Origin of the sequence: Ekhidna sp. (genome assembly GCF_963691765.1) — a bacterium.
Classification (GTDB): domain Bacteria; phylum Bacteroidota; class Bacteroidia; order Cytophagales; family Cyclobacteriaceae; genus Ekhidna.
The window spans coordinates 2,868,181-2,891,010 of sequence record NZ_OY829375.1 but is presented as its reverse complement, the minus strand read 5'-3'; the positions used below and the strand labels follow the sequence as shown (position 1 = coordinate 2,891,010).

Genomic DNA, 22,830 nt, shown 5'->3' with positions numbered 1-22,830 from the left:
TATAGATGAAAAAACTATTATACTCACTGTTTGCAATATTAATATGCACTTCTACTTTTGCTCAATATGAAATCAAGCCTGTTAAAGGCTACAGTGAAAACATAGGGAATATGGTCTCTATGCTGGATGACCTGAAAGATCGGCTCACTAGCCTTGTTTCAAAAATGAATCAAAAGAGTACCGATTTCTTACTAGACGAAAATGCCAATCGCATTGGAGCAATGATCATGCATGTCGCGGCTACTGAAGTATACTATCAGGTTTACACTTTTGAAGGACGAGCATTTAATGAAGAAGAAATGGAAAAATGGGGTCCTGCTCTTGGACTTGGTGATTCAGGAAGGGAAAAACTAGTAGGAAAACCCATATCCTACTACCTCGCAATATGGGATGAAGTAAGAGCAGAAACAAAAAAATTATTAAAAGAGAAAGACGATAAATGGTTATCAAAAAAAGTTGGCCCAATGAATAACCATTGGGCTTGGTTTCATGTGATGGAGCACCAGGCCAATCATATTGGCCAAATTAGGCTACTTCAAAGCCGGATTAAATAATTTACACTGATAATGAATAGAAATAAACAAACATACATAGCAAGCCTACTATTGATTGGCGTATCTATTTATTTGATACTTGAGTATCCAAACTCCGGAAAATATAGCATGATAGCAGGTGCTGTTATGCTAATTGGAATCATACTTAATTACTTGGCTTACTCAGGAAAGAAATAGCACTACATCACTAAAGCTGCACTGCCCAGTATCGCTGCATCATTTAAAGGAAGTCCAGATCGCATGATCTGGATTTTGTTTCTGTAAAGGTTGTGAACATTTGCCTCCAATGTTTTTTTCAGTGATGGAAAAAAGAGGTCGCTTGCTTGAGCAATTCCTCCGAAGAAAATAATCGCTTCAGGACTTGTATAAGTAGCAGCGTCAGCCAATTTTAACCCAAGCCACTCTCCGGTCTTCACAAAAGTTTCTTTTGCATGCTCTTCCCCGGACTCGGCTTTCATAGCTATCTCTTGAGGGGTGTTTACTTTCCCTACTCCAAAGTCATGATAGGTTTCGAGTAACCCTCTAATCGAAACGTAAGCCTCGAGGCAGCCATTCCGGCCACATGTACAGTCTCTTCCTCCAGGCACAACTACTGCATGCCCTAGCTCTCCTGCAAATCCATCATGTCCATAGATTACATTTCCGCCAGAAACAATCCCGCTTCCTAAACCTGTACCTAAGGTTATAAGAATGAAGTCATTCATCTCCTTGGCTACTCCAAATTGCTTTTCACCTATAGCAGCTGCATTCGCATCATTGGTTAATACTGATTTACAGTTCAATTTATCCTCGATATATGCCGCCACTTCATGTACATCTTTCCAAGGCATATTCGGTGCATACTCGATTGTCCCGTTATAGTAATTTCCATTAGGAGCACCAATTCCTATTCCCTCAAGACTTACATTATGTCTTTGTTGTATCTCTTTTATTTCATCAGCGATAGCATCCAGGAATGATTCAATAGGTCCCGACGCATATCCTTCAATTAAAATCACTGAACGATCCACTATTTCACCTTCCGCTGAAACCAATCCAATGGTGGTACTGGTCCCACCGATATCCATGCCTATATAATGTTTCATGAACTAGTGTTTATAACCTTTCCATCCATACCACGCTATGTAGACAAAGCAAACTATGGTGATTAGAAATGAATTGTGCAGCCCGATAGAACTATCAGCCATAAGTCCCTGCAATGGAGGAATTAAAGCACCTCCCACAATTGCCGCTACAAGCACTCCAGATCCTTTACTTGTTAAAGGCCCTAAATCCGCGATGGCCAATGTGAAAATATTACTCCACATGATTGACAAGAACAACCCTGTTCCTATCAACAGCCACATCGCTACATATCCAGATGACACACTAAAAGCAAGCATCAATATCACACATGCAATGGCTGCAACTCTTAGAAGTTTATGACTGCTGATAAATTTCAAAATGTAAGAGCCCGCAAGACGTCCAACCATCAAGCCACCCCAATAAAAAGGCAAGTAACGCGCACCAATTTCTCGAAACTTGGCAAGTTGATCCTTCTCTTCTGTTAAGCCAGCAATGTAACCTTGAAACTCTGGCAGAGCAGGAAAAATATTTTCACTTAGATAAATAACAAGAAATGAGGCAATCGTCACCTCCGCTCCTACATACAAGAATATCGCAGCAGCACCTTTTACCAGATGAGGTTTCTTCCAAACACTTTCTTCACTTGTATTTGATTCCTCCTTTTCAACGACCTCTGGCAATTCAAGGAATCGAAAAATGATAGCCAACAACAAGAGCAGAGCTCCCAATATCAAATACGGCATTTGTACTGCCTCAGCTTGTTCCGATGGAGACAAGCCTGCAAGTCCTCGAAGAATAAAATAGCTTCCCGCTAATGGAGCAATCATCTTTGCTACACTATTAAACCCTTGAGCTAGATTCAATCGATTTGAGGCCTTTTCTGGCTCACCCAATCTGGCAACGTATGGATTAGCTGCAACCTGAAGTAATGTTACTCCTGACGCAAGTACAAAAATTGCTCCGAGAAAAAGTGGGTATGATATAATGGCAGCCGCTGGATAAAACAACCAACTACCTAATGCCATAATCACCAAGCCAACGATAATTCCTTTGTGATATCCAATTTTATTTAAGAGCCATGAGGAAGGAAGGCTGACGCAGAAGAACGCAATAAAGAATGCAAATTGAACTAAGGCAGCTTGAAAATTCGATAGCGAAAACAACCCTTTCAAATAGGGAATAAGTGCTCCATCAAGCTCAGTTAAAAACCCCCAGGTAAAGAAAAGAAGCAGCATGTAAAACATGCTGGCACCATACTGTTTATTGGCCATTTAAATAAGATTTTGCATCTATCAATTCATTTTTGCCATCTACCATTTCGGCGTAGTTGAAACCGGGATGAATGGCATAGGCTCCTGTATTTCCACCAATATCCATTGCTAAATATCCAACCTGAAATTCTTTGTAGTCAAGCTTATCGACAATACGTTGAATAGCCTCCTCGCATGCTTCCTGAGCTGTAGCTCCTTGACGTATGAGCTCTACAACTAAGAAAGAACCCAACGTCTTCATCATGAGCTCACCCATGCCTGTTGCTGTTGCCGCGCCGTAATCATTATCTACAAACAAACCTGCTCCAATGATTGGTGAATCACCTACACGTCCATGCATTTTATATGCTAACCCACTAGTGGTACAAGATCCAGACAAATTTCCATTCGCGTCCTGGCAAATCAAGCCTATTGTATCATGGTTTTCAACATTAATGATCGGGTTATATTCTGCTGACTTCAGCCATTCTTGCCACGCTTTTTGGGAGCTCTCAGTAAGAAGGTTTTCTTCTGCAAATCCTTGAGCGAGAGCAAATCGCTTCGCCCCCTCTCCTGCCAGCATCACATGCGGCGTGTCATCCATGACTTTACGAGCAACAGCTACCGGGTGCTTGATGTTTTGCAGGAAGCAAACAGATCCGGCATTCCCTTGATGGTCCATGATACAAGCATCAAGTGTTACATTTCCATCTCTATCCGGAAGACCGCCAATTCCGACTGAACTTCCGTTTGGATCAGCCTCCACAACCATCACTCCTTTTTCGGCACCGTCAACTGCACTCCCACCTTCGCCCATCACACGAAGAGCTTCTTCATTGGCTTCCAACCCATGCACCCACGTGCTCAAAGCTTTAGGCTTTTTAGATCTCACCAATTGCTGTTGTTCCGTTTTGGTTTCTGCACACGCTACTCCTACCAATCCGACACCAGCCGCACTTGCTATGGAGTTTTTAATAAATTTCCTTCTAGTACTCATAATCAGTTGATTACAATTTCATCAGCAAAAATCCATGACTTCCCTCCAGCTCCTTTATGGTCTGGAGGACACTCGCCACGATTTTTGGCTACAATTTTTATATAGCGACCAGTAAATGGTCTATTGAAAGTGAAATCCTTCAGGATTGCACCTTTTTCCTTGTATGAAACATCATTTGCTACGGTTTCGAGCTCGTTAAAACTTTCACCATCCTCTGAAACAAAAAATTGCACTTCGGTAGGCATAAAAATCCAAGCATTTTCATCTTGCAAGAATCCTATCTTCGCAACCGTAAAGTCACCAACTTTACCCATATCTACCACTGCTTCTATATCAATACCTTCATACCCTTGCCACGAGCCAGTCCTGAAGTCATCACCGCCACGAATGAAATCTATCAAGGCCATATCTCCGCCGGCTGTATAGTGATTAGCATACTCAGTTCCTAGACTAATACTTCGTTGCTCCGGAATTTTATAGAATGAGCTCTTCGCCTTTAGACTTTCCTTGCCATCTTTTTCGGCCCACACATACAAATCGGTAGATCGATCAATAGTGAATGGAGCATCATATTTCCTAGCACTGCCACCTGCTGTAAATGCATAAAAAATTTCCGCACCTGAGGTTGGAGTTGCGATCGTAATCTGGGTGGACTCCATAAAAGCATGATCTCCACTTAAAAGCGCCGGAATTGCGATAGCTTCAGTGTCAATCTTAGATTTTGGTCGATGATCCTTGCCAGTCCCAAAATCTGAAGGCTCGGACTGCATTTCAAACGAAAGTTTTCCTCCGCTCAATATATCATCGTGCTCGATGTATGAATAGAGGTATTCTGCACCATTTAGCTGAACACTACTTACATAAATATTCTCTTGTGAATTTCCAGGAGCTTCAATGATGAATTGCTTTCCATTTTCCAAGTTAATCGTTGTTCTTTCGAACCAAGGACTACCTAAAATGTAATCTGTACTTCCTGGTGCTACAGAATAAATTCCCATCGCACTCATCACTAACCACGCAGACATCTGTCCACAATCTTCATTGCCAGAAAGGCCATCAGGCTGATCGGAATACAATTCGTCCATAATTTGACGAACAAGTTTTTGTGTCTTATCAGGACGACCAACAAAGTTGTACAGATATGGAATGTGATGACTCGGCTCATTCCCATGGGCATACTGCCCGATTAACCCAGTAATATCTGCCTGCTCACGTCCTTTCGTTTCTGAGCTGGCTTCAAAAATATCGTCAAGTTTTTGCTCCGCTGCTGCATCCCCACCTAGTAATTCAATCCAGGTCTCCACGTCTTGAGGAACATAGTAACTATACTGCCAGGAATTTGCTTCCGTATAATTAAAATTGACCTCAGCAGGTTCGAAAGGATAAAACCAACGATTGTTATTTCTTGCGCGCATAAACCCTGTCGAAGGATCGAATACATTCTTATAATTCTGAGCACGCTGATAATAAACGGATGCTATTTCCGGCTTGCCCATTTGATTAGCCATTTCTGCAATCGTCCAATCGTCATAGGCATACTCCAGTGTTTTGGAGACACTCTCCGCTTCGACATCAGACGGAATGTAACCCGATGATCTAAACTCATCAATTCCTAATCGATTTTGCATGGAGCTATGTATCATTGACTCCAGAGCCTTTTCTGTATCAAATCCTCCAATACCTTTTACAAAGGCATCTGCTATAGTTGGCACTGCATGATATCCGATCATACAATCAGTATAATTGCCAGCTAGCTCCCACATCGGGAGTCTTCCTCCGAATTCATATTGCTTAATGAAAGTCTTGATGAAATCAGTTGTTCGATCGCGTTCAATAATCGTATAAAGAGGATGCGTTGCTCTGTAGGTATCCCAAAGAGAGAAGACCGTATGATTGGTGAAATCTGAGTCCTGATGGATTTCTAAATCAGTGCTTCGATACCTGCCATCCGCATCATGGTAGAGATTAGGAGCAACCATTGTATGGTATAGCGATGTATAAAACACTTCCATTTGCTCATCACTGCCTCCTTCTACATTGATTTTGTTGAGCTGTGATTCCCAAGCAAGTCTGGCATCAGTTCTTGCTTTTTCAAAATCCCAATCAGGGATCTCTGCATCCAAGTTCTTTTTAGCCCCTTCCTCATCCACAGCAGAGATGGCCACTTTTACTTTGAGTTGATCTCCTTCTCCAAAAGCAAGGGAGGCCTTGATCCCTTGATCACCATCCCCAAAATCCATCGACTGAATGGGTTGATCAAAGATGATTCGGAAGAAAACGTATTGTTTCTGCGCCCATGCCTTGCTATGGCGAAATCCGGTCAACTCATATTCATTGACTTGTATCAACTTAGATTCCAGAACTTGATCTCGATGTGCCAGATCAATAATTACTTGACGGTCTTTCGCACGATTGAAATCGTATTGGTGAAAGCCCACGCGTTTGCCAGTAGTTAATTGAACTGCAATATCATCGTCTTCAAGGTTGACAGTATAATAGCCTGGCTGAGCTTTTTCTGTCGATTTCAGAAATGAGGAGCCATAGCCTGGTTCGCCATCTAATCCATTATTGTAGAAGGTTTCTCCAGTATATGGCATCAGCAAAACATCTCCATAGTCTGGGATGCCTGTTCCGCTTAAATGTGTATGACTAAATCCATAAACCACAGAATCTGTATAATGATAGCCTGAACATCCATCCCATCCTTCTAACCTTGTATCCGGACTAAGTTGTACCATCCCGAAAGGCATGGTAGCACCAGGAAAAGTGTGGCCATGACCACCAGTTCCAATGAATGTATTGACATGCTCAAAAGGGGATTTTGGGGTTGGCTTTGAGCAGGAAAAAAGCAAAGCTCCCAAGGTAAGGCAGCCTATTACCGCTTTGATTAGGTTTTGTTGTTTCATACGGATTGGAAATTAATGAAAATGGGGATAAGGATGAATAGGGAAATTATTAAATGGTTGAATTTGAATTTGATGTTAGATTAATCTTCTTTCCCTTTCAAAAACTCCATATAATATTCGATCACTCTCTCCGGCGCCTCAACTTGTGGATAATGACCAATTCGATCCATTGTCCAAATATTTTCTGTAGTAATAATCTCTCGATATCGATCTACCATTACTTGTCCCGAAATAGGATCGACTAATCCGTTGATCAACCCCAATGGCTTTTGGAAGTTTTGCAAGGCACCAACCCACCGCTCACGGTTTTGCACCCGTTCTCGCATGTATCGAATAATTAGATGCGCAATTCTGTGTCCATTGCCTCGGGAAACCAATCTCCAGTATGTAACTAATTCTTCCTCAGTAAGTAATGTGTCTGGCCCAAAGATTCGACCAAAGCTCTTTTCAAATTTTTTCTGATTGAGCATCTTACTCAAAATCCACCCTATTGGACTCATGAGCATTTTTTGAATGGGCAGAGGATGATGAGATTCGGGAAAAATTCCTCCATTCAATAGACAAGCTGATTTAAGTTCTAGCCCATTTCCCTGATTGAATCTTGCTATTAATTCTTGAGCTACGGTATCTCCATAATCGTGGGCTAAAAGATGACATTCAGCAATTTCTAATTGATTCACAAGATCTTCAACAAGATCTGCTTGTTGCATGATAGTGTATGGAAAAGGATTGGGTTTATCAGAATAACCAAAACCCAACATATCCATGGCTACTAAAGAGTAATGCTCGCTTAGCGAATCCCACAATTTATACCAATCATAAGAAGCAGTGGGGAAGCCATGGATCAGCACTAACCAAGGCTTATCACTTTTTGAAATCTTATAGACAATGTGATGACCTCTCCAAACAAACGTAGAAGTGTCTCCATACCAAGATTCAAGTTTCATCATTCACGGAAGATACGCCAGAAATTTTTCCCTGTCAATTTCCTCAGCGCCCAGACTAACCAGGTGATCCGAATGCACCTGACAATCAAACAACCTTCCCCCATTTTTCTGAAATTGTTGAACAAAGCGTATCAATGCAAGCTTCGAAGCATTATTAACTTTGGAAAACATGGACTCGCCACAAAAGACAGTGCCTAAGTCGACTCCATACATTCCTCCTACTAGTTCATTCCCCTTCCAAACTTCAACAGATTTCGCGTGCCCAAGCTCATGCAAACGTATGTAAGCCATTTGCATCTCATCTGTTATCCATGTCCCATCTTGTCCTTCCCGACGAATGCCTTTACACTCCGTAATGACTGCTTCAAAGTCGTGATTGAATGTCACCCTGAGTTCATCATTATTCAATACACGTTTCATAGATTTTGAAATGTGAAGCTTATCTGGGATCAACACAAATCTAGGATCTGGGCTCCACCAAATGATCGGCTCTCCTTCGCTAAACCATGGGAAAATACCGGCGCGATAGGCAATCATCAATCTTTCTGGAAGCAAGTCTCCACCAACCGCAACAATCCCATCTTCGGCTCCTTCTACAGGAGGAAAAATCAGATCATCTGTAAGTCGATAGATTGGCATATTCTGTTTTGCTAATTTTAGGTCAAATCTAATTGCTCAATGATATTATCGGAATGCCTACCGAGCTTAGGAAAGAATCTTTTTGAAGAAATTGAGAATCATTCTTCTTCACGAGTGTATTCTTCTGAAGAATCAATCATTAGACAAGGAGAAATAATTCGATTTCTACCCATTGTTTTAACAGGCAGTGTGAAAGTTTATAGTCAAGAAGAAGGTATCCAATTCTTGTTATACTATCTCAGTTCTGGTGAAACATGCATTTTCCATTTTGCTCATATGTTCAATGAACATACAGCGGAGTTTTCAGCAGCAGCAGAAACAGAGAGCGAGCTTATTTTATTGCCTGTCCATAAGGTCCAGGAATGGAATCAACAATATCCACGTTTCAATGATGTTTTGCTCAAAGCATATCAAAAGCATTATAATGAGCTCTTAAAAACGACCAAACAAATTATTTGCTATAATCTTGAAGATCGACTTATTGGCTACCTGAAAAATAAAGTCGTAATGGAGAAATCAGAACTGTTAGCTATTTCTCACCAAGACATTGCCAATGATCTCGGAACCTCGAGAGAGGTAATTACAAGGTTATTGAAAAAACCTAGCGTAAGTGAGGTTGCCATTCAAGTCGGCAGAAAAATAAAAATCCGCTAAAGTGACAATTATCACTAATTATTGATCTATCGTTTCTGAGCTTTGCCAGACACTAAACTATTTAAAATCATGTCTGATCAAGTACAATTAATCCCTGGAAATACACTTATAACTGCTACTCCGGAAGAAGGTCGACAACTAGCAATAAAGTTAGCGCGGCTATCTATAAAAATCACTCAACCCGATGCCACTATAAGAGAAAAACTTCGTCCAGTTTATGCGGAAGATGCTTCTATGCTTATAGCGATAGGAGCTACAATAGCCGCAGAATTTGCTACAATAGCTCAAGCTAATAATTATTGGAAGTAGAATTTGAAATTCTATTTGGCCTCATGTTTGCTAACTTAACTAGTACACCAATTCAAATCCTATGAGAAAGATCACACTCCTATTCGCATATTTCATCAGCATCAACCTTATCGCCCAGAGTGCTTCCGAAGCGATAAAAGCCGTGGAAAATGGCTTAACACCAAGCGTTCGGTTTGATGATCAATCGACTTGGAATATTGAAGATCGGATGAAACGATACAAAGTTCCAGGAGTGACCATTGCAGTAATAAAAGATTACAAAATAGATTGGGCAAAAGCATACGGTGTTTCCGATCAAAGTTCTGGAGATCAAGCCACAACAGAAACTGCGTTTCAGGCAGCATCAATTAGCAAAACCATAAATGCAATTGGCGTTTTGAAATGGGTAGAACAAAATAACATAGACCTTCAAGCTGATATAAACACTTTACTCAAATCATGGCAATTTCCTTACGAAAAGGAAAATGAATTAATCTCCCTTCAACATCTCCTCTCGCACACAGCAGGGCTATCTGTCCATGGGTTTGGTGGTTATAAGAATGATAAAAAACTACCTACTACTGCTCAAATAGTTTCGGGCGGAAAGCCTGCAAACAACCCTCGGGTTAAGCGATTATTTGCGCCCGGAGAGAAGTTCAAATACTCTGGTGGTGGCACTACGATCACTCAGCTTATTATGGAAGATAATAATGGAGATTATGCAGCATACATGAATGAAAACATCTTCTCTCCGCTTGAAATGAATAGGTCTTTCTACCCAACAAACTTTAAGGGAGATGTGAGCATGAGTCATAACCATAAAGGTGAGAAAAGAAAAAATGGATTCAATGTATACCCAGAGCTTGGAGCAGCAGCACTTTGGATAACTCCAACTGATTTGGCTAAACTCCTTATCGAACTTCAAATGACCCTTGACGATAAAGGAGGAAATGTAATCTCAAAAGAAACTTTAGAGACGATGCTTACCCCTGCAAAAGATGGAGCAAATAATGCCCTGGGAACCTTTATCCATGATGAGGGGAATGGAAAATACTTCCAACACTCTGGTGGCAATGAAGGTTTTAATTGCTTGTATTATGCAAGTGCGGAAGGAGGACATGGTGCTATTGTTATGATTAATGCAGAAAAATTTGAATTAATCAACGAAATCATGAGAAGCATTTCAGAAACATATGATTGGGGAGTGTTGAAGACCAAAGTTGTTTCAAGAGCAGATAAACCTAATATTGAAGAGCTTAAAGGCTTGGTAGGGACATATCGCTCTGTTGATTTCCCAGAGCGGAGCTTAATCGTAAGTATTGAGAAAGAAAAAATTTACATTGAAGAAAAGAAACGGTGGAGATCTGAACTCATTCCTGAAGATGCAGATTCATTTGTTACCAAGGATATAAATCCGGCTGTAACGATTGATTTTGAAGAGGACAAATTAGTGATAGACCAAGGAAAGCGCTATGAATGGATAAAAGAATAAGCTAGGATTCCTTGCCCCATTCTTCAAGCCGACTACCGTACCAGCTGTACAACTCTCCGTCCACTAATTGGCATTGTGCTTGGGGCCATATAGAATTAGCTTCTCTCAAATGCTGTTCATTGAAAGGAAATGGTTCAGAACTAAATAACAGTGTGTCAGGATTGAGTTTGGCTATTTCTTCGGAACTCATCTCTGGGTAACGTTCCATCGTGATGAGGTTCTCGAATCCTAAATGGGAAAGTAAGTGATCAATGAACGTATTTTTACCTGCTACCATCCATGGTTTTTTCCAAATGAAATAGATCACCTTACCTGACTTTGTACCTTTTACTGCATCTAATGAATCCTTACATGCATTGACAATTTGATCAGACTTTGCTCTTAAATCGCAAATATCACCCAAAGACGTCATCATCTTATAGGCATCCTCCAAGTTAAAAATATCACTCATCCATACCGGAAACTCTTTTTCGAGCACTTCAATCCCTTCTTTGTAATTTTCTTCCTTGTTGCCAATAATCAGATCAGGCTTCAACTTTCTAATTTCATCAAAGCGAAATTTTTTAGTCCCGCCAATAATTGGAATATCCTCCACCTCATATTTAGGATGAATGCAGAATTTGGTGCGACCTACAACAGGCGCTCCAATGGCTAATAGAAATTCAGTTTGTGATGGTACTAGGGATACAATTCGTTGTGGGGGAAATGGAAAAGTGACCTCCCGACTTATCTGATCTTGAACAGTCCGAAGGTCACTCATAATTATTTAAAGTATGTGAAATCCTGACCGTCTTTGATTTGAGTAACAGATTCGTAAATCAATTTGATCACGTTTTCAACATCATCCTTATGTACTGTCTCTACTGTGGTATGCATGTATTTCAATGGAAGCGAAATCAATGCTGACGCTACACCAATATCAGAATATGCAAATGCATCGGTATCTGTTCCTGTAGTTCGAGAAGCTGCCATTCGCTGATATGGAATCTTATTCTTCTCTGCCACATCCAAAATCATATCTCTCAGATTATTTTGAACTGCAGGCCCATATGTAACTGCAGGTCCTTTCCCTGCTGTCATATCTCCACTAGCTATTTTATCATACATTGGTGATTGCGTATCGTGGGTTACGTCCGTCACGATAGCTACATCAGGCTTAATTCTTCTGGAAATCATCTCAGCACCTCTGAGTCCTATTTCCTCCTGAACCGAATTGACAACATATAATCCAAATGGAAGTTTAACCTTATTTTCAGAAATTCTTCTAACCACTTCTGCTATCATAAATCCGCCTGCTCTGTTGTCCAGCGCTCTCCCCACGAAGTACTTGTTATTCATTTCAAACAATTCATCCTGGAAGGTAGCAACAGTACCAACGTGGATACCCATTTTTTCAACTTCTTCTTTCGACTCAGCTCCTACATCAATACAAATATTCTTCAAAGTTGGGCTGTCCTCTTTCTCCTTTCTTACGTGGATTGCCGGCCATCCAAAAACACCTTTTACTACACCTTTTTTGGTGTGTAAATTCACCCTCATCGATGGTGCTATTTGATGATCAGATCCACCGTTTCTAACCACGTAGATATATCCTTTGTCAGTGATGTAGTTTACAAACCAACTGATCTCATCAGCATGCGCTTCTATCACCACTTTGTACTTTGCTTCTGGATTCACAACTCCATAAACACTGCCATAAGTATCAACAACATAATCATCCACATAAGGCTTAATGTAGTCTAACCATATTTTTTGCCCTTCCATCTCAAAACCTGTTGGTGCGGCATTATTAAGGTATTTAAAAAGAAAATCTCTGCTTTTCTGATCCATATTAAATTGATTTAACAAGCCCTCCATCTATAAGAAAGTCTTGCCCTGTTATATATTCTGATTTGTCCGATGCCAAAAATAAAGCTAGCTCTGCTACTTCAGCCGGAGTACCTTGTCTAAGCATCGGAATCTTATTAATTATTTCTTTATCAGCCGGATAGCTATCAATAAATCCTGGCAAAATGTTGTTCATTCTAATCCCAGTTTCCCCATATCTCGTGGAGAATAGTTTAGTAAATGCGCTCAAAGCAGTTCTTGCAACTGAAGAAATAGGGAAACTAAGTGATGGCTCCTTAGCTCCAAATGTAGAGATATTGATAATTGACCCTCCACTACTCATATGAGTAGTGACCAATCGGGACATTCGAACCACATTCATTAAAGCTAAATCGAAGCCTTCCTTCCATTGCTCGTCAGTCAAATCCAAAAGTTCGCCTTTTGGTGGATGTCCTGTATTATTAACAACCACATCGATTTGCCCATACGTTTCAAGAGTGGCGTCTAAAAGTCTTGTTAAGTCATCTGCATTATCCGTTGAGCCTTGTACTGCAATCCCTCCATGCTTTGATGCTAAATCATGGATTTCAGCAGAACGAGATAAAATAGCCACCTGATAACCATCTGCTGCTAGTTTCTCTGTACATGCAAGTCCCATTCCTTTACTTGCAGCTGTTATTATTGCAACCTGACTCATGCTGTTAATTTACCAATGAAATTCTCGATCATCAACCTTAACACCCTCCGGCACAAAATAGTCCACCAAAGTGGTTGTTTTTTTTGTGGTTTGCGCATGATTGAATTGCAAAACCATAAGCGTATCAGATAGTGCCTTAATTCTGAAATACTTAAAATCATCTTTAATATTAAGCATCTCAGGAATTTGTTCGCTTTCAAGCTTTATGTAAGCAGTACCATTTTCATCTCGCGCTAACGACCACTTGCCAGACATATCATTCCCACAATCACTTCTACCACTCGAACTTGTAGTAAATGTATTTGAACTGGAGAATGTTTGCCTGTGAGCAAGAAAACAATCACCCATATTCATCCTCGTGCCATTATTAAATCTCCGAGCAATTTTCCATGTTTTAGATGAGTCGCTCGAGATTAGTGATTGAGCATTATCCGGTAGCGTAAAGTTTTCATCTGACTGGTTGGAGCAACCAAACAGAAAAAATAGTATTAAGCTACAGAAAGCCTTATTCATATATTACAATGGAATATTTCCGTGTTTCTTTCGAGGAAGCTTATCCACTTTATTTTCCAACATCCCAAATGCACTAATGAGTTTAGATCTTGTTTCATTTGGCATGATCACCTCATCAACAAAACCTCTTGATGCGGCGATGTAAGGGTTCGCAAATTTCTCCGTGTATTCATTGATTTTTTCCTGATGCACTGCATTTGGATCTTCCGCACCTTGGATTTCTCTCCTAAATATAATTTCAGAAGCTCCTTGCGCACCCATAACTGCAATCTCAGCAGTTGGCCATGCATAGTTCATGTCAGCGCCAATATGCTTTGAATTCATAACATCATATGCTCCGCCATACGCTTTTCTAGTGATCACGGATATTCTTGGAACCGTAGCTTCACTAAATGCATAAAGCAGTTTAGCACCATTAGTAATGATCCCGTTCCACTCTTGATCTGTACCCGGCAAGAACCCTGGAACATCTACAAGAACTAATAATGGAACGTTGAAGCTGTCGCAGAATCTTACAAATCGACCACCTTTTGTGCTCGAATGAATATCGAGAACTCCTGCCATGCTCATTGGTTGATTAGCTACAATACCAATACTTCTTCCGGCAAGTCTTCCAAATCCACAAATTAGATTCTCAGCAAAGTCTTTATGCACTTCTAGAAAGCTATCATTATCAATAATTCCATTGATTACGTCATGCATATCGTAAGGCTGATTTGGATTCTCTGGCATGATTGAATCCAATTCGCTTCTTGTTTCATCACCAATTTCATATGCTAATCTTGGTGGCTCTTCTTCACAATTTGATGGGATATAACTCATCAACTGTTTGATCTGACGGATGCACTCTGCCTCATTTGCACATGCAAAATGAGTAACACCACTTTTAGATGCATGCGTTTGAGCGCCACCAAGTTCTTCACTTGTTACATCCTCTTGAGTTACGGTTTTAACAACATTGGGACCAGTCACAAACATGTAGCTGCTTTGCTCTACCATGAAGATAAAATCTGTGATTGCCGGAGAGTAAACTGCTCCTCCAGCACACGGCCCGAGTATCGCTGAAATTTGTGGCACTACACCTGAAGCAAGTGTATTTCGATAAAAGATATCTGCATATCCGCCCAATGAAACCACCCCTTCCTGAATTCGAGCACCACCGGAATCGTTTAGACCAATAACAGGAGCGCCATTTTTCATGGCCATATCCATGATCTTGACAATCTTCTCTGCAAATGTTTCAGAAAGAGATCCTCCAAAAACTGTAAAATCCTGGCTGAAAACATAGGTGAGCCTCCCATCGATTGTTCCATATCCTGTAACCACACCATCTCCCAAGATCTTTTGCTTGTCCATCCCAAAATCCGTGGCACGGTGAGTAACAAACTTTCCAATTTCCTCAAACGATCCTTCATCCAATAGTAAGTCTATCCGCTCCCTTGCGGTAAGCTTCCCTTTTTCATGCTGTTTAGCAATCCGATCTTCTCCCCCACCTTTGAGTGCTTCATCATTCATGGATTCGAGTCTAGCATTCTTTTCAGCTATGGACTGGATATTCGTTGCGGTCTTTGGTTTTTCTGTGCTCATATTCCTTTTTGAAAACGCCAAAGATAAGGCGAGCAATTCAGAATGCAGAAATGAAATTATCAATCACATAAATCTAAATTCACTCAATTTCTATTTGCTATATTGCGCCGCTATGAACGTAGCTGTAATTGACTTAGGGACCAACACATTTCACCTACTACTTGCCAAAGTAGACGGTCAATCGCATGAAATATTCCATCGCGAAAGAAAATCCGTGAAAATCGGAGAAAAAGGAATTAACAAAGGAGAAATAACTCCTGCAGCATGGGATAGAGCAGTCAAAGCACTAATAGATTTTAAATCAACCATTGATGACAATGGTATAAGTCAAGTTTTTGCCACGGCTACTAGCGCTATGCGAAATGCTAAAAATGGGTCGGATCTCGTGGAAGAAATAAAGGCTCAGACTGGCATACAGATCGAAGTTATCTCAGGGAAAAGAGAAGCAGAGCTGATACACTTTGGTGCAAGCAAAGCCTTGGATTTTGGTGCTGATAAAAACTTAATAATGGATATTGGTGGTGGGAGCATTGAGTTCATCATTGCAGATCAAAACCAAGCTTATTGGATGCAAAGCTTCGAAATCGGTGGACAAAGGCTGGTTGAAAGGTTTCATAAGTCTGATCCAATCACCAAGAGTGAGATAAACGATCTTAATGTTTTCTTCAATTCAGAGCTTAGCCCGCTTATTGAAGCATGTCAAGAGCATATGCCTTCAACTTTAATTGGATGTTCTGGAACATTTGACACACTAAGTGATATCTATTCTGAAGAAAACGGCATTCAAAGAAATGAGGATGCCACTGAATATCCATTTAGTAAAAAAGCATTTAACTCCATTTTAGAAGAGCTTATTCAAAAAAATCGATCTGAACGGCTAGCCATTCCAGGCATGATCGAAATGCGAGTTGACATGATAGTAGTTGCTTGTGTCTTAGTAGATTATATCATCACCCGATTGAATCTAGATCAAGTAAGAGTCTCAGCTTATGCCCTGAAAGAGGGAATTCTTTATAATGTTCTAGATCAGATTGAAGCAAATACCTAGCATTCAGTAACAAGATCATTACACTTTTCACATCATTAGCTAAGCTAAATGAGTAATTTCGCCGAATGATTTTTTCAGCAGAAGAACTAAAGCAGTTTGCCACCAATGTTTTCATTAAAATCGGCTGCCCTGAAGAAGAAGCCAGGCAAGCAGCAGATGTTTTAGTAAGTGCAGACCTTAGAGGAGTGGATTCGCATGGAGTAGCAAGACTTTCTGGATACATTCGATTGCATGAAAAAGAGCGACTTAACGCCAATCCCAAAATTAAAACGGTACATGAAACGCCATCTACTGCAGTTGTTGACGGAGACTTAGGGTTGGGTCTGGTAGTAGGTCCGCATGCAATGAAACTTGCCATTGAAAAAGCTAAAAATGTTGGATCGGGCTGGGTAGCAGTTAAAAATTCCAATCATTATGGGATTGCTGGCTATCATTCCATGATGGCACTCGATGATGATTGCATTGGTATTTCTCTCACTAATGCAAGTCCGTTGGTATCACCAACATTTTCTAAAGAAAGACTTTTAGGAACCAATCCTATTTCTATTGCTATCCCAACCAAAAATCAACCACCATTTGTGCTGGATATGGCAACAACAACAGCGGCAAATGGCAAGCTCGAAGTATTGCAGCGGAAAGGATTAGATGCTCCTGAAGGCTGGTTACAAGATAAAGCTGGTCATATAACCACAGATGCAAAAGGATTAATAAATGGAGGAGCAATGCGACCTCTCGGAGGTGATCGCGAGCACGGATCCCATAAAGGCTATGCACTTGGGGCAGTAGTTGACATTCTTTCTGCGGTTCTGTCTGGAGCAAACTATGGACCTTGGGTGCCTCCTTTCGTAGCATTTATTGATCCGGCACCAAATCCAGTCGGAGAAGGTTTGGGGCACTTCTTTGGTGCAATGCGAATTGATGCGTTTAGAGATGGAGAAGAATTCAAAGCTCATATGGATAACTGGATTGAACGATTCAGAAATTCTGAGACTGTCAATCCAAATGACAAAGTGCTAATACCCGGAGATCCAGAACGTGAGATGACCGCCGAGCGGCTTGAAAATGGAATTGATTTACTAGATCCAGTGGTAGAAGATTTAAGAGAACTTGGTCAAAAATTGAACGTATCTTTAGGTAATACCTAAAACGATATGTCATGGCTGATATAAAGACTCAACCAAACAACTTAAGTGTTGATGGCTTCTTGGATAAAGTAGAGCCCGCATGGAAAAGGGATGATTCAAAAAAGATCATGCAGCTCCTTCAAAAAATTACGGGCGAGAAGCCTGTAATGTGGGGTGAGACCATTATTGGATTTGGCAACTACCATTACAAATACAAAAGCGGTAGAGAAATTGACTATTTCCTAGCAGGATTTTCACCTAGAAAAGCGAACATCACTGTATATATGATGGGAGGTTTCGAAGGCCATGATGAAGACTTAGCAAAACTAGGCAAGTACAAGAAAAGTGTGGGGTGTCTGTATTTTAAAAAACTGGAAGATATAGATGTTAAAGTTTTAGAACGTATGACGATTCGTTCAATTGAAACGTTAAAGAAACGATATGCGGATTATAACTAGTTTATTCATTCTTGTTCTTTCAAACATAGCCTACAGTCAAAGACTATCATTCGAAGACCCAGATCTAACATTTAGCTTTGAAAAGCCTAAAGAATGGGAAGTGTATGATGATGGATATGTGGTAAAAGTGAGTCCATCAGTTCTTGACTCAGCTAATATCTACTTTACGATCACCTACTTTGAGGACGCACAAGGCTTTGGTCTGTTTCCCAATAAAGAACATATTGAAGTTGACAATAAACAAAAATCATCCACACTAAAAATAGATGGTAAGACTGCAAAAGTTGGAGAAGAGAAGAAAGATGGCTCCAATTTGAGCACCTACACTTTTATGAAATATGGGCAACGTTTTGAGCTTAAAACCTCATCAACCAAAAAAAAGCAAAAACGCATCTTTCGAAAGATTATTAGCTCCATTCAGATAACAAAGTAAATTCTTTCACTCAACGAAGCATCCATACTATTCAACGACATTTAAACTGCTCTGAGCTAAACTCAAGAACTAAGCTTTAGGGGTATAGTTAAACACTACATCACCTTAAAGTTTTTACCTGATGGATTATTTCAGAAAGGGTACCAATACACTGCCAGCGATCATAATGGATTCTGGTACCAAATCCGCACTCATAAAAGGAGTTTCCATAAGCGACGATAAGAATATATACAGTCAGCTTGCCTTAGATATTGAGAACAACTTGATACGTACACCTTACACAGATCTTAATATCCAGCTGAGCGTTTTTAATACTAAGGCGGCTAAACTGTTACTCGATGTTTTCTATGTTATAAAAAAGAAAAGACCATCATTAAACGTCCACTGGATTCATGACCAAAAAGACGTAGAAATGAAAGAAATGGGAATGGACTATAGCGAACTTCTAGATATGGAATTTGATATCTACTCGAATTAGAAAATACCTATTCCTACACCAGCACGAATAACCCATGGGCTATTATATGGCCGTGGGTTTTCATTTTCATCATAAAGTACATTATATAGAGCCATCACATTGAATGAAGCTCTTCCTGCCAATTGTTCTGCATATCCTGCTCCAACTAACAGACTATTGAAAGAAGCCTTATCCGTTCTTTCAGGTGAAACACTTGTCAGAAACTCAAAAGACAATCTTTCAAACTCGGTGTATGCAAAAAATTGGTTCGTTACATTAAAGCGATTGAAAACGCTCCATCCAAAGTTCGAAAGTGTGGTACTTATTGGCTGCTTTATCCGAACATACTGATAAATCACACCTACACCTGCAGAATACCTATCGGTAATTTTATATCCAACTTGTGGCGCGAGGCTAATATTGGTTTGATTGGAACCAACATTAATTCCTCCCCCACCTCCAAAATAAATTCTATCGGCCAGCTTATTTTGAGCTGAAAGACCCAACACCATTACCGATAGTAAAATTGTTGCTAAAATTTTCATAAATCTATTTTACGACAATATAGAGGTCCTCGTTTGCTTTTTTCATGAGGTATTTTTCTCGAGCCATCTTCTCCAAAAGATCCGGATTGTTATTCAAAGCAGCCTGATCGTTCTTAACTTCCAAGATCTTATTCTGATAGAATTGACGAGCTTCCTTTAATTCAGATTTTTTAGTGGATAGTTGAGATTGCAGGAATAAATCATTGCTATCAACAAATGCCAGCCACACAATAAAAAAAGTTGTGGACAACAAATAGAAATTTTTGAAGACGGACGGAATACGTTCTAAAATCTTTTTCATGTGTTACTTGACTAGTTTCAACTTACACACATGGAATTAGCATGAAGTGGTTTTAACAACTACTTACGCTCATTTCATCTGCTTTGAATTGTGGGCGGTTTGATTTTCAAAGCTTCAGCAGATATGTAAAAATAAGGAATCTTACCCTGTTTTAACAATATCTCTAGATTGAAGGAAAAAGACAATTCCTGAAATGGAAAAACAAATTCCTAGAAACAACTTTACAAAATCCGAATACTCGTCAAAGAAGTAAAAATAAAAGTTCTTGACAGATGCAAACAGCATCAGAAGAGCTACCAAAAATTGAATTCTTTTTCTGTTTGCGTTACTAATCTTCATTCTTCTCTATTATAAACTTTCGTTTGAAGAATTTTGAATTTTACTTCTACCAATCAACGTATAGGAAGCCAAGAAAATTACTATTGAGCAAAGAGTCAGCATATACCAATCGAAACCTTTTGGCTCCTCTCCTATCATGCTATAATGCATCATCTTGCGAATACGGAAAATGATAATGAAGACAGTATTAATGATTAATAGGTACATGGCTATCACTTGATTCCTGCTTCTTTTTCCTTCTTTTCTCATATCTAAATTTAATCATTGATTCGGATAAGAAGGAAATTCATTTTTTTGAATAAAACCATCGACTCCTCTCTCCCATATAAAATGACTAAGCCCGTTAGTAATTGCGAGATACTTCGAATTAAGGACTTTATTGTACTCAGACACTTGATTCACAACCTTTTGATCAAGCTTTACATCGGGTGATTTACATTCTACCAACAAATAGGTGTTTCCATCCTTATCAAGAATGGTAATGTCAGAGCGCTTTTGATTCCTAAAATAGGAAAGTGTCTGCTCTAATCGCATCATTCCTTTAGGGTAGCCTAAATGTGTGATCAGTAAGTTTAAGAAATGTTGCCTCACCCACTCCTCTGGGGTGAGTATTATCCACTTTCTGCGAATCAAACAAAATATCGTGTTGCCTTTAATGTTGGCTTCAAACTCAGGCAGCTTGAGCGTTTGCATTTTTCAATTTCACTTGCGATAGAAAAATTATTCCAATGATAAAAAAAGTTGCCAAAGCCAATGTGCTATTTCTCATGCTTCCTGTAACCTGCTCAATATATCCATATACAAACGTTCCTATTACTATTGAGACGTTGTAGGTCACATCATAGAAGCTAAAAAACGAAGCTGTATCAACAGTATCATCAGGCATGATCTTAGAATAGGTAGCTCTTGACAATGACTGGATTCCTCCCATCACCAATCCTACAACTGCAGCTAAGGCAAAAAACTCTATTTCTGCATCGACAAAATAAGCTCCAAAGCAACACCCTATCCATATCAAAATTTGAATTGACAGTGAGCGAATATTCCCTTTTTTCTTGGAAACTTGAGCAAAGATGAATGCTCCTGCAATTGCGACAAATTGAATAAGCAATACGGTCATGATTAGACTGCTTGCTTCCATTTTTAATTCTTTAGAACCAAAGGTTGCTGCCAGGTACATTACAGTTTGAACGCCCATGTTATAGAAAAAGAAAGCCAAGAGAAACTTACGCATACCGTCCATCTCCTTCAGTTGATTCCACACTTTTCTTAACTCTATATAACCGTTGGTTAAGTAGTGTCCTTCTGGCTTACGGCCATGAACATTTTCTGGAAGTTTCGAAATCGCATAAAGGGAAAAGCCTATCCACCAAACTCCGACAGTCAGAAATGCTGCCCTGGAAGCAACGCCTGCATCAGCAAATCCAAAAAGATCTGGCATCTGAACCATCACAAGGTTTATTACCAGCAACAAAACACTGCCGAAATATCCGTACGCATAGCCTTTGGCACTTACGATATCTCTTTTATCCTCAGTAACTATCTCACTTAAAAACGCATCATAAAACACCAGACTTCCTGAATAGCCAACGCTTGCAAAAATGGAGCACAGTATTCCCCATTCAATATTATCACCCGTAAAAAAGAAAAGCCCAATACATGAAAATGAACCGATAAACATGAACATCTTAAGAAAGAATTTTTTCTTACCAGCATAATCTGCGATTCCTGAAAGAATCGGTAAAACAACAGCTACCAACAAAAAAGAAAGCGAAAGGGCATAGGAGTATAAAACCGAGTTTACGATCTCAATACCAAAAGCCTGAATGCGATCTCCTCCATTGGCATTCACAGCTACATTTTGAAAATAAATAGGAAAAATAGCAGAGGTGATGGTAAGGGAGTAAACCGAATTTGCCCAGTCGTACATACACCAGGCATTGATGATTTTTTTATCGTTAAGCATGTAAAGTCAAGTTGATCCAGCAATATAATGAATGCTTCTTTCACTATTTTTAGCATATGGCAAAACAACGCAGAATTGATCCGCTACAGGTATTAGTAGAAGTAGCCGTAATTACCATTGGTATTGTATTAGCCTATCAGCTAAATACAATGAGAGAAGTCAACAAAACCTTGGATTCGGAACGGAAGATTCTTCGAGAAATCAAGTCAAATCTTGAATTAGACTTGATTGACCTCCAGGCAAACATGAACGCTCACCAAAATGCAGTGGTTTTAATAGATACAATCAAAAATTGGGATGGTGAATACAATGGAGTGATAGGCAAGATGTTTTTTGACATTTTTCGAGATTATCTGTTTTTGCCACAAACCAGCGCTTTCGAAACATTAAAATCTAAGGGTGTAGACTTAATCGTGAACGACAGCATTAGAATAAACTCTCAAAGGCTATATGACTTCTACTATGAAATACTGGTAAAATATGAGTCCGAATACGCTGCAAACCAGATATATGATGATTTTGAATGGATTGTGACTACATATTACAAATCATTTCCCATTAGAAGCTCAACACATCCAATACCTAAAGTCAATTCGACAAGATGGCTAAAAGATGATGAATTAGTAACAAGATTGGATCTAGCCCAATTCGAGCACGAATTTTCACTTCAAATTTGTCAACAAGTAAGAGGTGAGATAAATAGTTTAATCAATGCGATAGATACTGAATTGAGTACTGAATAA

General features: G+C 39.7%; 27 protein-coding genes. 11 read left to right on the top strand and 16 right to left on the bottom strand.

What is annotated here, in order from left to right; translation table 11 throughout:
- The first annotated feature begins 5 nt into the window (after positions 1-5).
- On the top strand, positions 6-554 hold the full coding sequence (locus ACY650_RS13140) for a mycothiol transferase (protein ID WP_462248090.1): 549 nt from the start codon (positions 6-8) through the stop codon (positions 552-554).
- A gap of 12 nt (positions 555-566) precedes the next feature.
- Positions 567-731, top strand: a complete 165-nt coding sequence (locus tag ACY650_RS13135; protein WP_462248089.1) for a hypothetical protein — start codon at positions 567-569, stop codon at positions 729-731.
- A 2-nt stretch (positions 732-733) separates the two neighbouring features.
- On the opposite strand, the gene ACY650_RS13130 is transcribed toward ACY650_RS13135, so the two are convergent.
- From ACY650_RS13130 to aat, 6 genes are all read right to left on the bottom strand, one after another.
- A complete protein-coding gene (locus tag ACY650_RS13130; RefSeq protein ID WP_462248088.1) occupies positions 734-1,639 on the bottom strand; it encodes an ROK family protein in 906 nt (301 codons plus the stop codon).
- Positions 1,640-1,642: 3 nt separating this feature from the next.
- Complete coding sequence (locus tag ACY650_RS13125) at positions 1,643-2,890, bottom strand: sugar MFS transporter (protein WP_462248087.1); 1,248 nt, start codon at positions 2,888-2,890, stop codon at positions 1,643-1,645.
- A complete protein-coding gene (locus tag ACY650_RS13120; protein WP_462248086.1) occupies positions 2,880-3,866 on the bottom strand; it encodes an isoaspartyl peptidase/L-asparaginase family protein in 987 nt (328 codons plus the stop codon). Before ACY650_RS13120 ends, ACY650_RS13125 begins: the two co-directional genes overlap by 11 nt.
- Positions 3,867-3,868: 2 nt before the next feature.
- Entirely contained in the window at positions 3,869-6,772 is a 2,904-nt protein-coding gene (locus tag ACY650_RS13115; RefSeq protein ID WP_462248085.1) for a GH92 family glycosyl hydrolase, read from the bottom strand.
- A gap of 80 nt (positions 6,773-6,852) precedes the next feature.
- Positions 6,853-7,722, bottom strand: coding sequence for an alpha/beta fold hydrolase (locus ACY650_RS13110; protein WP_462248084.1), 870 nt, complete (start codon positions 7,720-7,722; stop codon positions 6,853-6,855).
- Positions 7,723-8,358, bottom strand: a complete 636-nt coding sequence (gene aat / locus ACY650_RS13105; protein WP_462248083.1) for a leucyl/phenylalanyl-tRNA--protein transferase — start codon at positions 8,356-8,358, stop codon at positions 7,723-7,725. It lies immediately after the preceding gene.
- Positions 8,359-8,397: 39 nt separating this feature from the next.
- Here aat and ACY650_RS13100 point away from each other — a divergent pair, with 39 nt between their 5' ends.
- The 3 genes from ACY650_RS13100 (at position 8,398) to ACY650_RS13090 (ending at position 10,792) form a co-directional block, all read left to right on the top strand.
- Complete coding sequence (locus ACY650_RS13100) at positions 8,398-9,012, top strand: Crp/Fnr family transcriptional regulator (protein WP_462248082.1); 615 nt, start codon at positions 8,398-8,400, stop codon at positions 9,010-9,012.
- 69 nt (positions 9,013-9,081) lie between these two features.
- Positions 9,082-9,321 carry a hexameric tyrosine-coordinated heme protein gene (locus ACY650_RS13095; RefSeq protein ID WP_462248081.1) on the top strand — a complete coding sequence of 80 codons (240 nt, stop codon included), beginning with the start codon at positions 9,082-9,084 and terminating at the stop codon, positions 9,319-9,321.
- A 61-nt stretch (positions 9,322-9,382) separates the two neighbouring features.
- Positions 9,383-10,792: a serine hydrolase domain-containing protein gene (locus ACY650_RS13090; protein WP_462248080.1), complete on the top strand. Its 1,410-nt coding sequence runs from the start codon at positions 9,383-9,385 to the stop codon at positions 10,790-10,792.
- Between the two features lies 1 nt (position 10,793).
- Here the strand turns inward: ACY650_RS13090 and ACY650_RS13085 are convergent, their stop codons facing one another.
- Genes ACY650_RS13085 through ACY650_RS13065 form a run of 5 tightly spaced genes read right to left on the bottom strand, consistent with a single transcriptional unit; the run spans position 10,794 to position 15,344 of the window.
- Positions 10,794-11,552 (bottom strand): ABC transporter substrate-binding protein, encoded by a 759-nt coding sequence (locus tag ACY650_RS13085; RefSeq protein ID WP_462248079.1) that lies wholly within the window; start codon positions 11,550-11,552, stop codon positions 10,794-10,796.
- A 2-nt stretch (positions 11,553-11,554) separates the two neighbouring features.
- Positions 11,555-12,622 (bottom strand): M42 family metallopeptidase, encoded by a 1,068-nt coding sequence (locus ACY650_RS13080; protein WP_462248078.1) that lies wholly within the window; start codon positions 12,620-12,622, stop codon positions 11,555-11,557.
- 1 nt (position 12,623) lies between these two features.
- Positions 12,624-13,316: an SDR family oxidoreductase gene (locus ACY650_RS13075; RefSeq protein ID WP_462248077.1), complete on the bottom strand. Its 693-nt coding sequence runs from the start codon at positions 13,314-13,316 to the stop codon at positions 12,624-12,626.
- Between the two features lie 9 nt (positions 13,317-13,325).
- A complete protein-coding gene (locus tag ACY650_RS13070; RefSeq protein WP_462248076.1) occupies positions 13,326-13,829 on the bottom strand; it encodes a lipocalin family protein in 504 nt (167 codons plus the stop codon).
- Positions 13,830-13,832: 3 nt separating this feature from the next.
- Positions 13,833-15,344, bottom strand: a complete 1,512-nt coding sequence (locus ACY650_RS13065; RefSeq protein ID WP_462254409.1) for an acyl-CoA carboxylase subunit beta — start codon at positions 15,342-15,344, stop codon at positions 13,833-13,835.
- 184 nt (positions 15,345-15,528) lie between these two features.
- Here ACY650_RS13065 and ACY650_RS13060 point away from each other — a divergent pair, with 184 nt between their 5' ends.
- The 5 genes from ACY650_RS13060 to ACY650_RS13040 all read left to right on the top strand — a co-directional run bounded on the left by ACY650_RS13060 (position 15,529) and on the right by ACY650_RS13040 (position 18,957).
- On the top strand, positions 15,529-16,464 hold the full coding sequence (locus tag ACY650_RS13060; RefSeq protein ID WP_462248075.1) for a Ppx/GppA phosphatase family protein: 936 nt from the start codon (positions 15,529-15,531) through the stop codon (positions 16,462-16,464).
- A 65-nt stretch (positions 16,465-16,529) separates the two neighbouring features.
- The gene (locus ACY650_RS13055) at positions 16,530-17,609 is read left to right on the top strand and encodes an Ldh family oxidoreductase (protein WP_462248074.1); all 1,080 of its coding nucleotides are present in this window, start codon (positions 16,530-16,532) and stop codon (positions 17,607-17,609) included.
- Between the two features lie 11 nt (positions 17,610-17,620).
- Positions 17,621-18,046: a DUF1801 domain-containing protein gene (locus ACY650_RS13050; protein WP_462248073.1), complete on the top strand. Its 426-nt coding sequence runs from the start codon at positions 17,621-17,623 to the stop codon at positions 18,044-18,046.
- Positions 18,030-18,479 carry a hypothetical protein gene (locus ACY650_RS13045; protein ID WP_462248072.1) on the top strand — a complete coding sequence of 150 codons (450 nt, stop codon included), beginning with the start codon at positions 18,030-18,032 and terminating at the stop codon, positions 18,477-18,479. Before ACY650_RS13050 ends, ACY650_RS13045 begins: the two co-directional genes overlap by 17 nt.
- 121 nt (positions 18,480-18,600) lie before the next feature.
- Positions 18,601-18,957, top strand: coding sequence for a SiaC family regulatory phosphoprotein (locus ACY650_RS13040; protein WP_462248071.1), 357 nt, complete (start codon positions 18,601-18,603; stop codon positions 18,955-18,957).
- Here ACY650_RS13040 and ACY650_RS13035 read toward each other — a convergent pair.
- From ACY650_RS13035 to ACY650_RS13015, 5 genes are all read right to left on the bottom strand, one after another.
- Positions 18,954-19,481, bottom strand: coding sequence for a hypothetical protein (locus ACY650_RS13035; RefSeq protein WP_462248070.1), 528 nt, complete (start codon positions 19,479-19,481; stop codon positions 18,954-18,956). The genes ACY650_RS13040 and ACY650_RS13035 overlap by 4 nt on opposite strands.
- A 4-nt stretch (positions 19,482-19,485) precedes the next feature.
- Positions 19,486-19,782 carry an FtsB family cell division protein gene (locus ACY650_RS13030; RefSeq protein ID WP_462248069.1) on the bottom strand — a complete coding sequence of 99 codons (297 nt, stop codon included), beginning with the start codon at positions 19,780-19,782 and terminating at the stop codon, positions 19,486-19,488.
- A gap of 348 nt (positions 19,783-20,130) precedes the next feature.
- The gene (locus ACY650_RS13025; RefSeq protein ID WP_462248068.1) at positions 20,131-20,370 is read right to left on the bottom strand and encodes a hypothetical protein; all 240 of its coding nucleotides are present in this window, start codon (positions 20,368-20,370) and stop codon (positions 20,131-20,133) included.
- A 12-nt stretch (positions 20,371-20,382) separates the two neighbouring features.
- Positions 20,383-20,814 carry a type I restriction enzyme HsdR N-terminal domain-containing protein gene (locus tag ACY650_RS13020; RefSeq protein ID WP_462248067.1) on the bottom strand — a complete coding sequence of 144 codons (432 nt, stop codon included), beginning with the start codon at positions 20,812-20,814 and terminating at the stop codon, positions 20,383-20,385.
- Positions 20,792-22,087 carry an MFS transporter gene (locus ACY650_RS13015; protein WP_462248066.1) on the bottom strand — a complete coding sequence of 432 codons (1,296 nt, stop codon included), beginning with the start codon at positions 22,085-22,087 and terminating at the stop codon, positions 20,792-20,794. Before ACY650_RS13015 ends, ACY650_RS13020 begins: the two co-directional genes overlap by 23 nt.
- 56 nt (positions 22,088-22,143) lie before the next feature.
- Here ACY650_RS13015 and ACY650_RS13010 point away from each other — a divergent pair, with 56 nt between their 5' ends.
- Positions 22,144-22,830, top strand: coding sequence for a DUF6090 family protein (locus tag ACY650_RS13010; RefSeq protein ID WP_462248065.1), 687 nt, complete (start codon positions 22,144-22,146; stop codon positions 22,828-22,830).

Bases quoted from the DNA above. Each gene is read 5' to 3' on its own strand.
- ACY650_RS13140 (WP_462248090.1), top strand. From the start codon at position 6: ATGAAAAAACTATTATACTCACTGTTTGCAATATTAATATGCACTTCT.
- ACY650_RS13135 (WP_462248089.1), top strand. From the start codon at position 567: ATGAATAGAAATAAACAAACATACATAGCAAGCCTACTATTGATTGGC.
- ACY650_RS13130 (WP_462248088.1), bottom strand. From the start codon at position 1,639: ATGAAACATTATATAGGCATGGATATCGGTGGGACCAGTACCACCATT.
- ACY650_RS13125 (WP_462248087.1), bottom strand. From the start codon at position 2,890: ATGGCCAATAAACAGTATGGTGCCAGCATGTTTTACATGCTGCTTCTT.
- ACY650_RS13120 (WP_462248086.1), bottom strand. From the start codon at position 3,866: ATGAGTACTAGAAGGAAATTTATTAAAAACTCCATAGCAAGTGCGGCT.
- ACY650_RS13115 (WP_462248085.1), bottom strand. From the start codon at position 6,772: ATGAAACAACAAAACCTAATCAAAGCGGTAATAGGCTGCCTTACCTTG.
- ACY650_RS13110 (WP_462248084.1), bottom strand. From the start codon at position 7,722: ATGATGAAACTTGAATCTTGGTATGGAGACACTTCTACGTTTGTTTGG.
- aat (WP_462248083.1), bottom strand. From the start codon at position 8,358: ATGCCAATCTATCGACTTACAGATGATCTGATTTTTCCTCCTGTAGAA.
- ACY650_RS13100 (WP_462248082.1), top strand. From the start codon at position 8,398: ATGATATTATCGGAATGCCTACCGAGCTTAGGAAAGAATCTTTTTGAA.
- ACY650_RS13095 (WP_462248081.1), top strand. From the start codon at position 9,082: ATGTCTGATCAAGTACAATTAATCCCTGGAAATACACTTATAACTGCT.
- ACY650_RS13090 (WP_462248080.1), top strand. From the start codon at position 9,383: ATGAGAAAGATCACACTCCTATTCGCATATTTCATCAGCATCAACCTT.
- ACY650_RS13085 (WP_462248079.1), bottom strand. From the start codon at position 11,552: ATGAGTGACCTTCGGACTGTTCAAGATCAGATAAGTCGGGAGGTCACT.
- ACY650_RS13080 (WP_462248078.1), bottom strand. From the start codon at position 12,622: ATGGATCAGAAAAGCAGAGATTTTCTTTTTAAATACCTTAATAATGCC.
- ACY650_RS13075 (WP_462248077.1), bottom strand. From the start codon at position 13,316: ATGAGTCAGGTTGCAATAATAACAGCTGCAAGTAAAGGAATGGGACTT.
- ACY650_RS13070 (WP_462248076.1), bottom strand. From the start codon at position 13,829: ATGAATAAGGCTTTCTGTAGCTTAATACTATTTTTTCTGTTTGGTTGC.
- ACY650_RS13065 (WP_462254409.1), bottom strand. From the start codon at position 15,344: ATGAATGATGAAGCACTCAAAGGTGGGGGAGAAGATCGGATTGCTAAA.
- ACY650_RS13060 (WP_462248075.1), top strand. From the start codon at position 15,529: ATGAACGTAGCTGTAATTGACTTAGGGACCAACACATTTCACCTACTA.
- ACY650_RS13055 (WP_462248074.1), top strand. From the start codon at position 16,530: ATGATTTTTTCAGCAGAAGAACTAAAGCAGTTTGCCACCAATGTTTTC.
- ACY650_RS13050 (WP_462248073.1), top strand. From the start codon at position 17,621: ATGGCTGATATAAAGACTCAACCAAACAACTTAAGTGTTGATGGCTTC.
- ACY650_RS13045 (WP_462248072.1), top strand. From the start codon at position 18,030: ATGCGGATTATAACTAGTTTATTCATTCTTGTTCTTTCAAACATAGCC.
- ACY650_RS13040 (WP_462248071.1), top strand. From the start codon at position 18,601: ATGGATTATTTCAGAAAGGGTACCAATACACTGCCAGCGATCATAATG.
- ACY650_RS13035 (WP_462248070.1), bottom strand. From the start codon at position 19,481: ATGAAAATTTTAGCAACAATTTTACTATCGGTAATGGTGTTGGGTCTT.
- ACY650_RS13030 (WP_462248069.1), bottom strand. From the start codon at position 19,782: ATGAAAAAGATTTTAGAACGTATTCCGTCCGTCTTCAAAAATTTCTAT.
- ACY650_RS13025 (WP_462248068.1), bottom strand. From the start codon at position 20,370: ATGAGAAAAGAAGGAAAAAGAAGCAGGAATCAAGTGATAGCCATGTAC.
- ACY650_RS13020 (WP_462248067.1), bottom strand. From the start codon at position 20,814: ATGCAAACGCTCAAGCTGCCTGAGTTTGAAGCCAACATTAAAGGCAAC.
- ACY650_RS13015 (WP_462248066.1), bottom strand. From the start codon at position 22,087: ATGCTTAACGATAAAAAAATCATCAATGCCTGGTGTATGTACGACTGG.
- ACY650_RS13010 (WP_462248065.1), top strand. From the start codon at position 22,144: ATGGCAAAACAACGCAGAATTGATCCGCTACAGGTATTAGTAGAAGTA.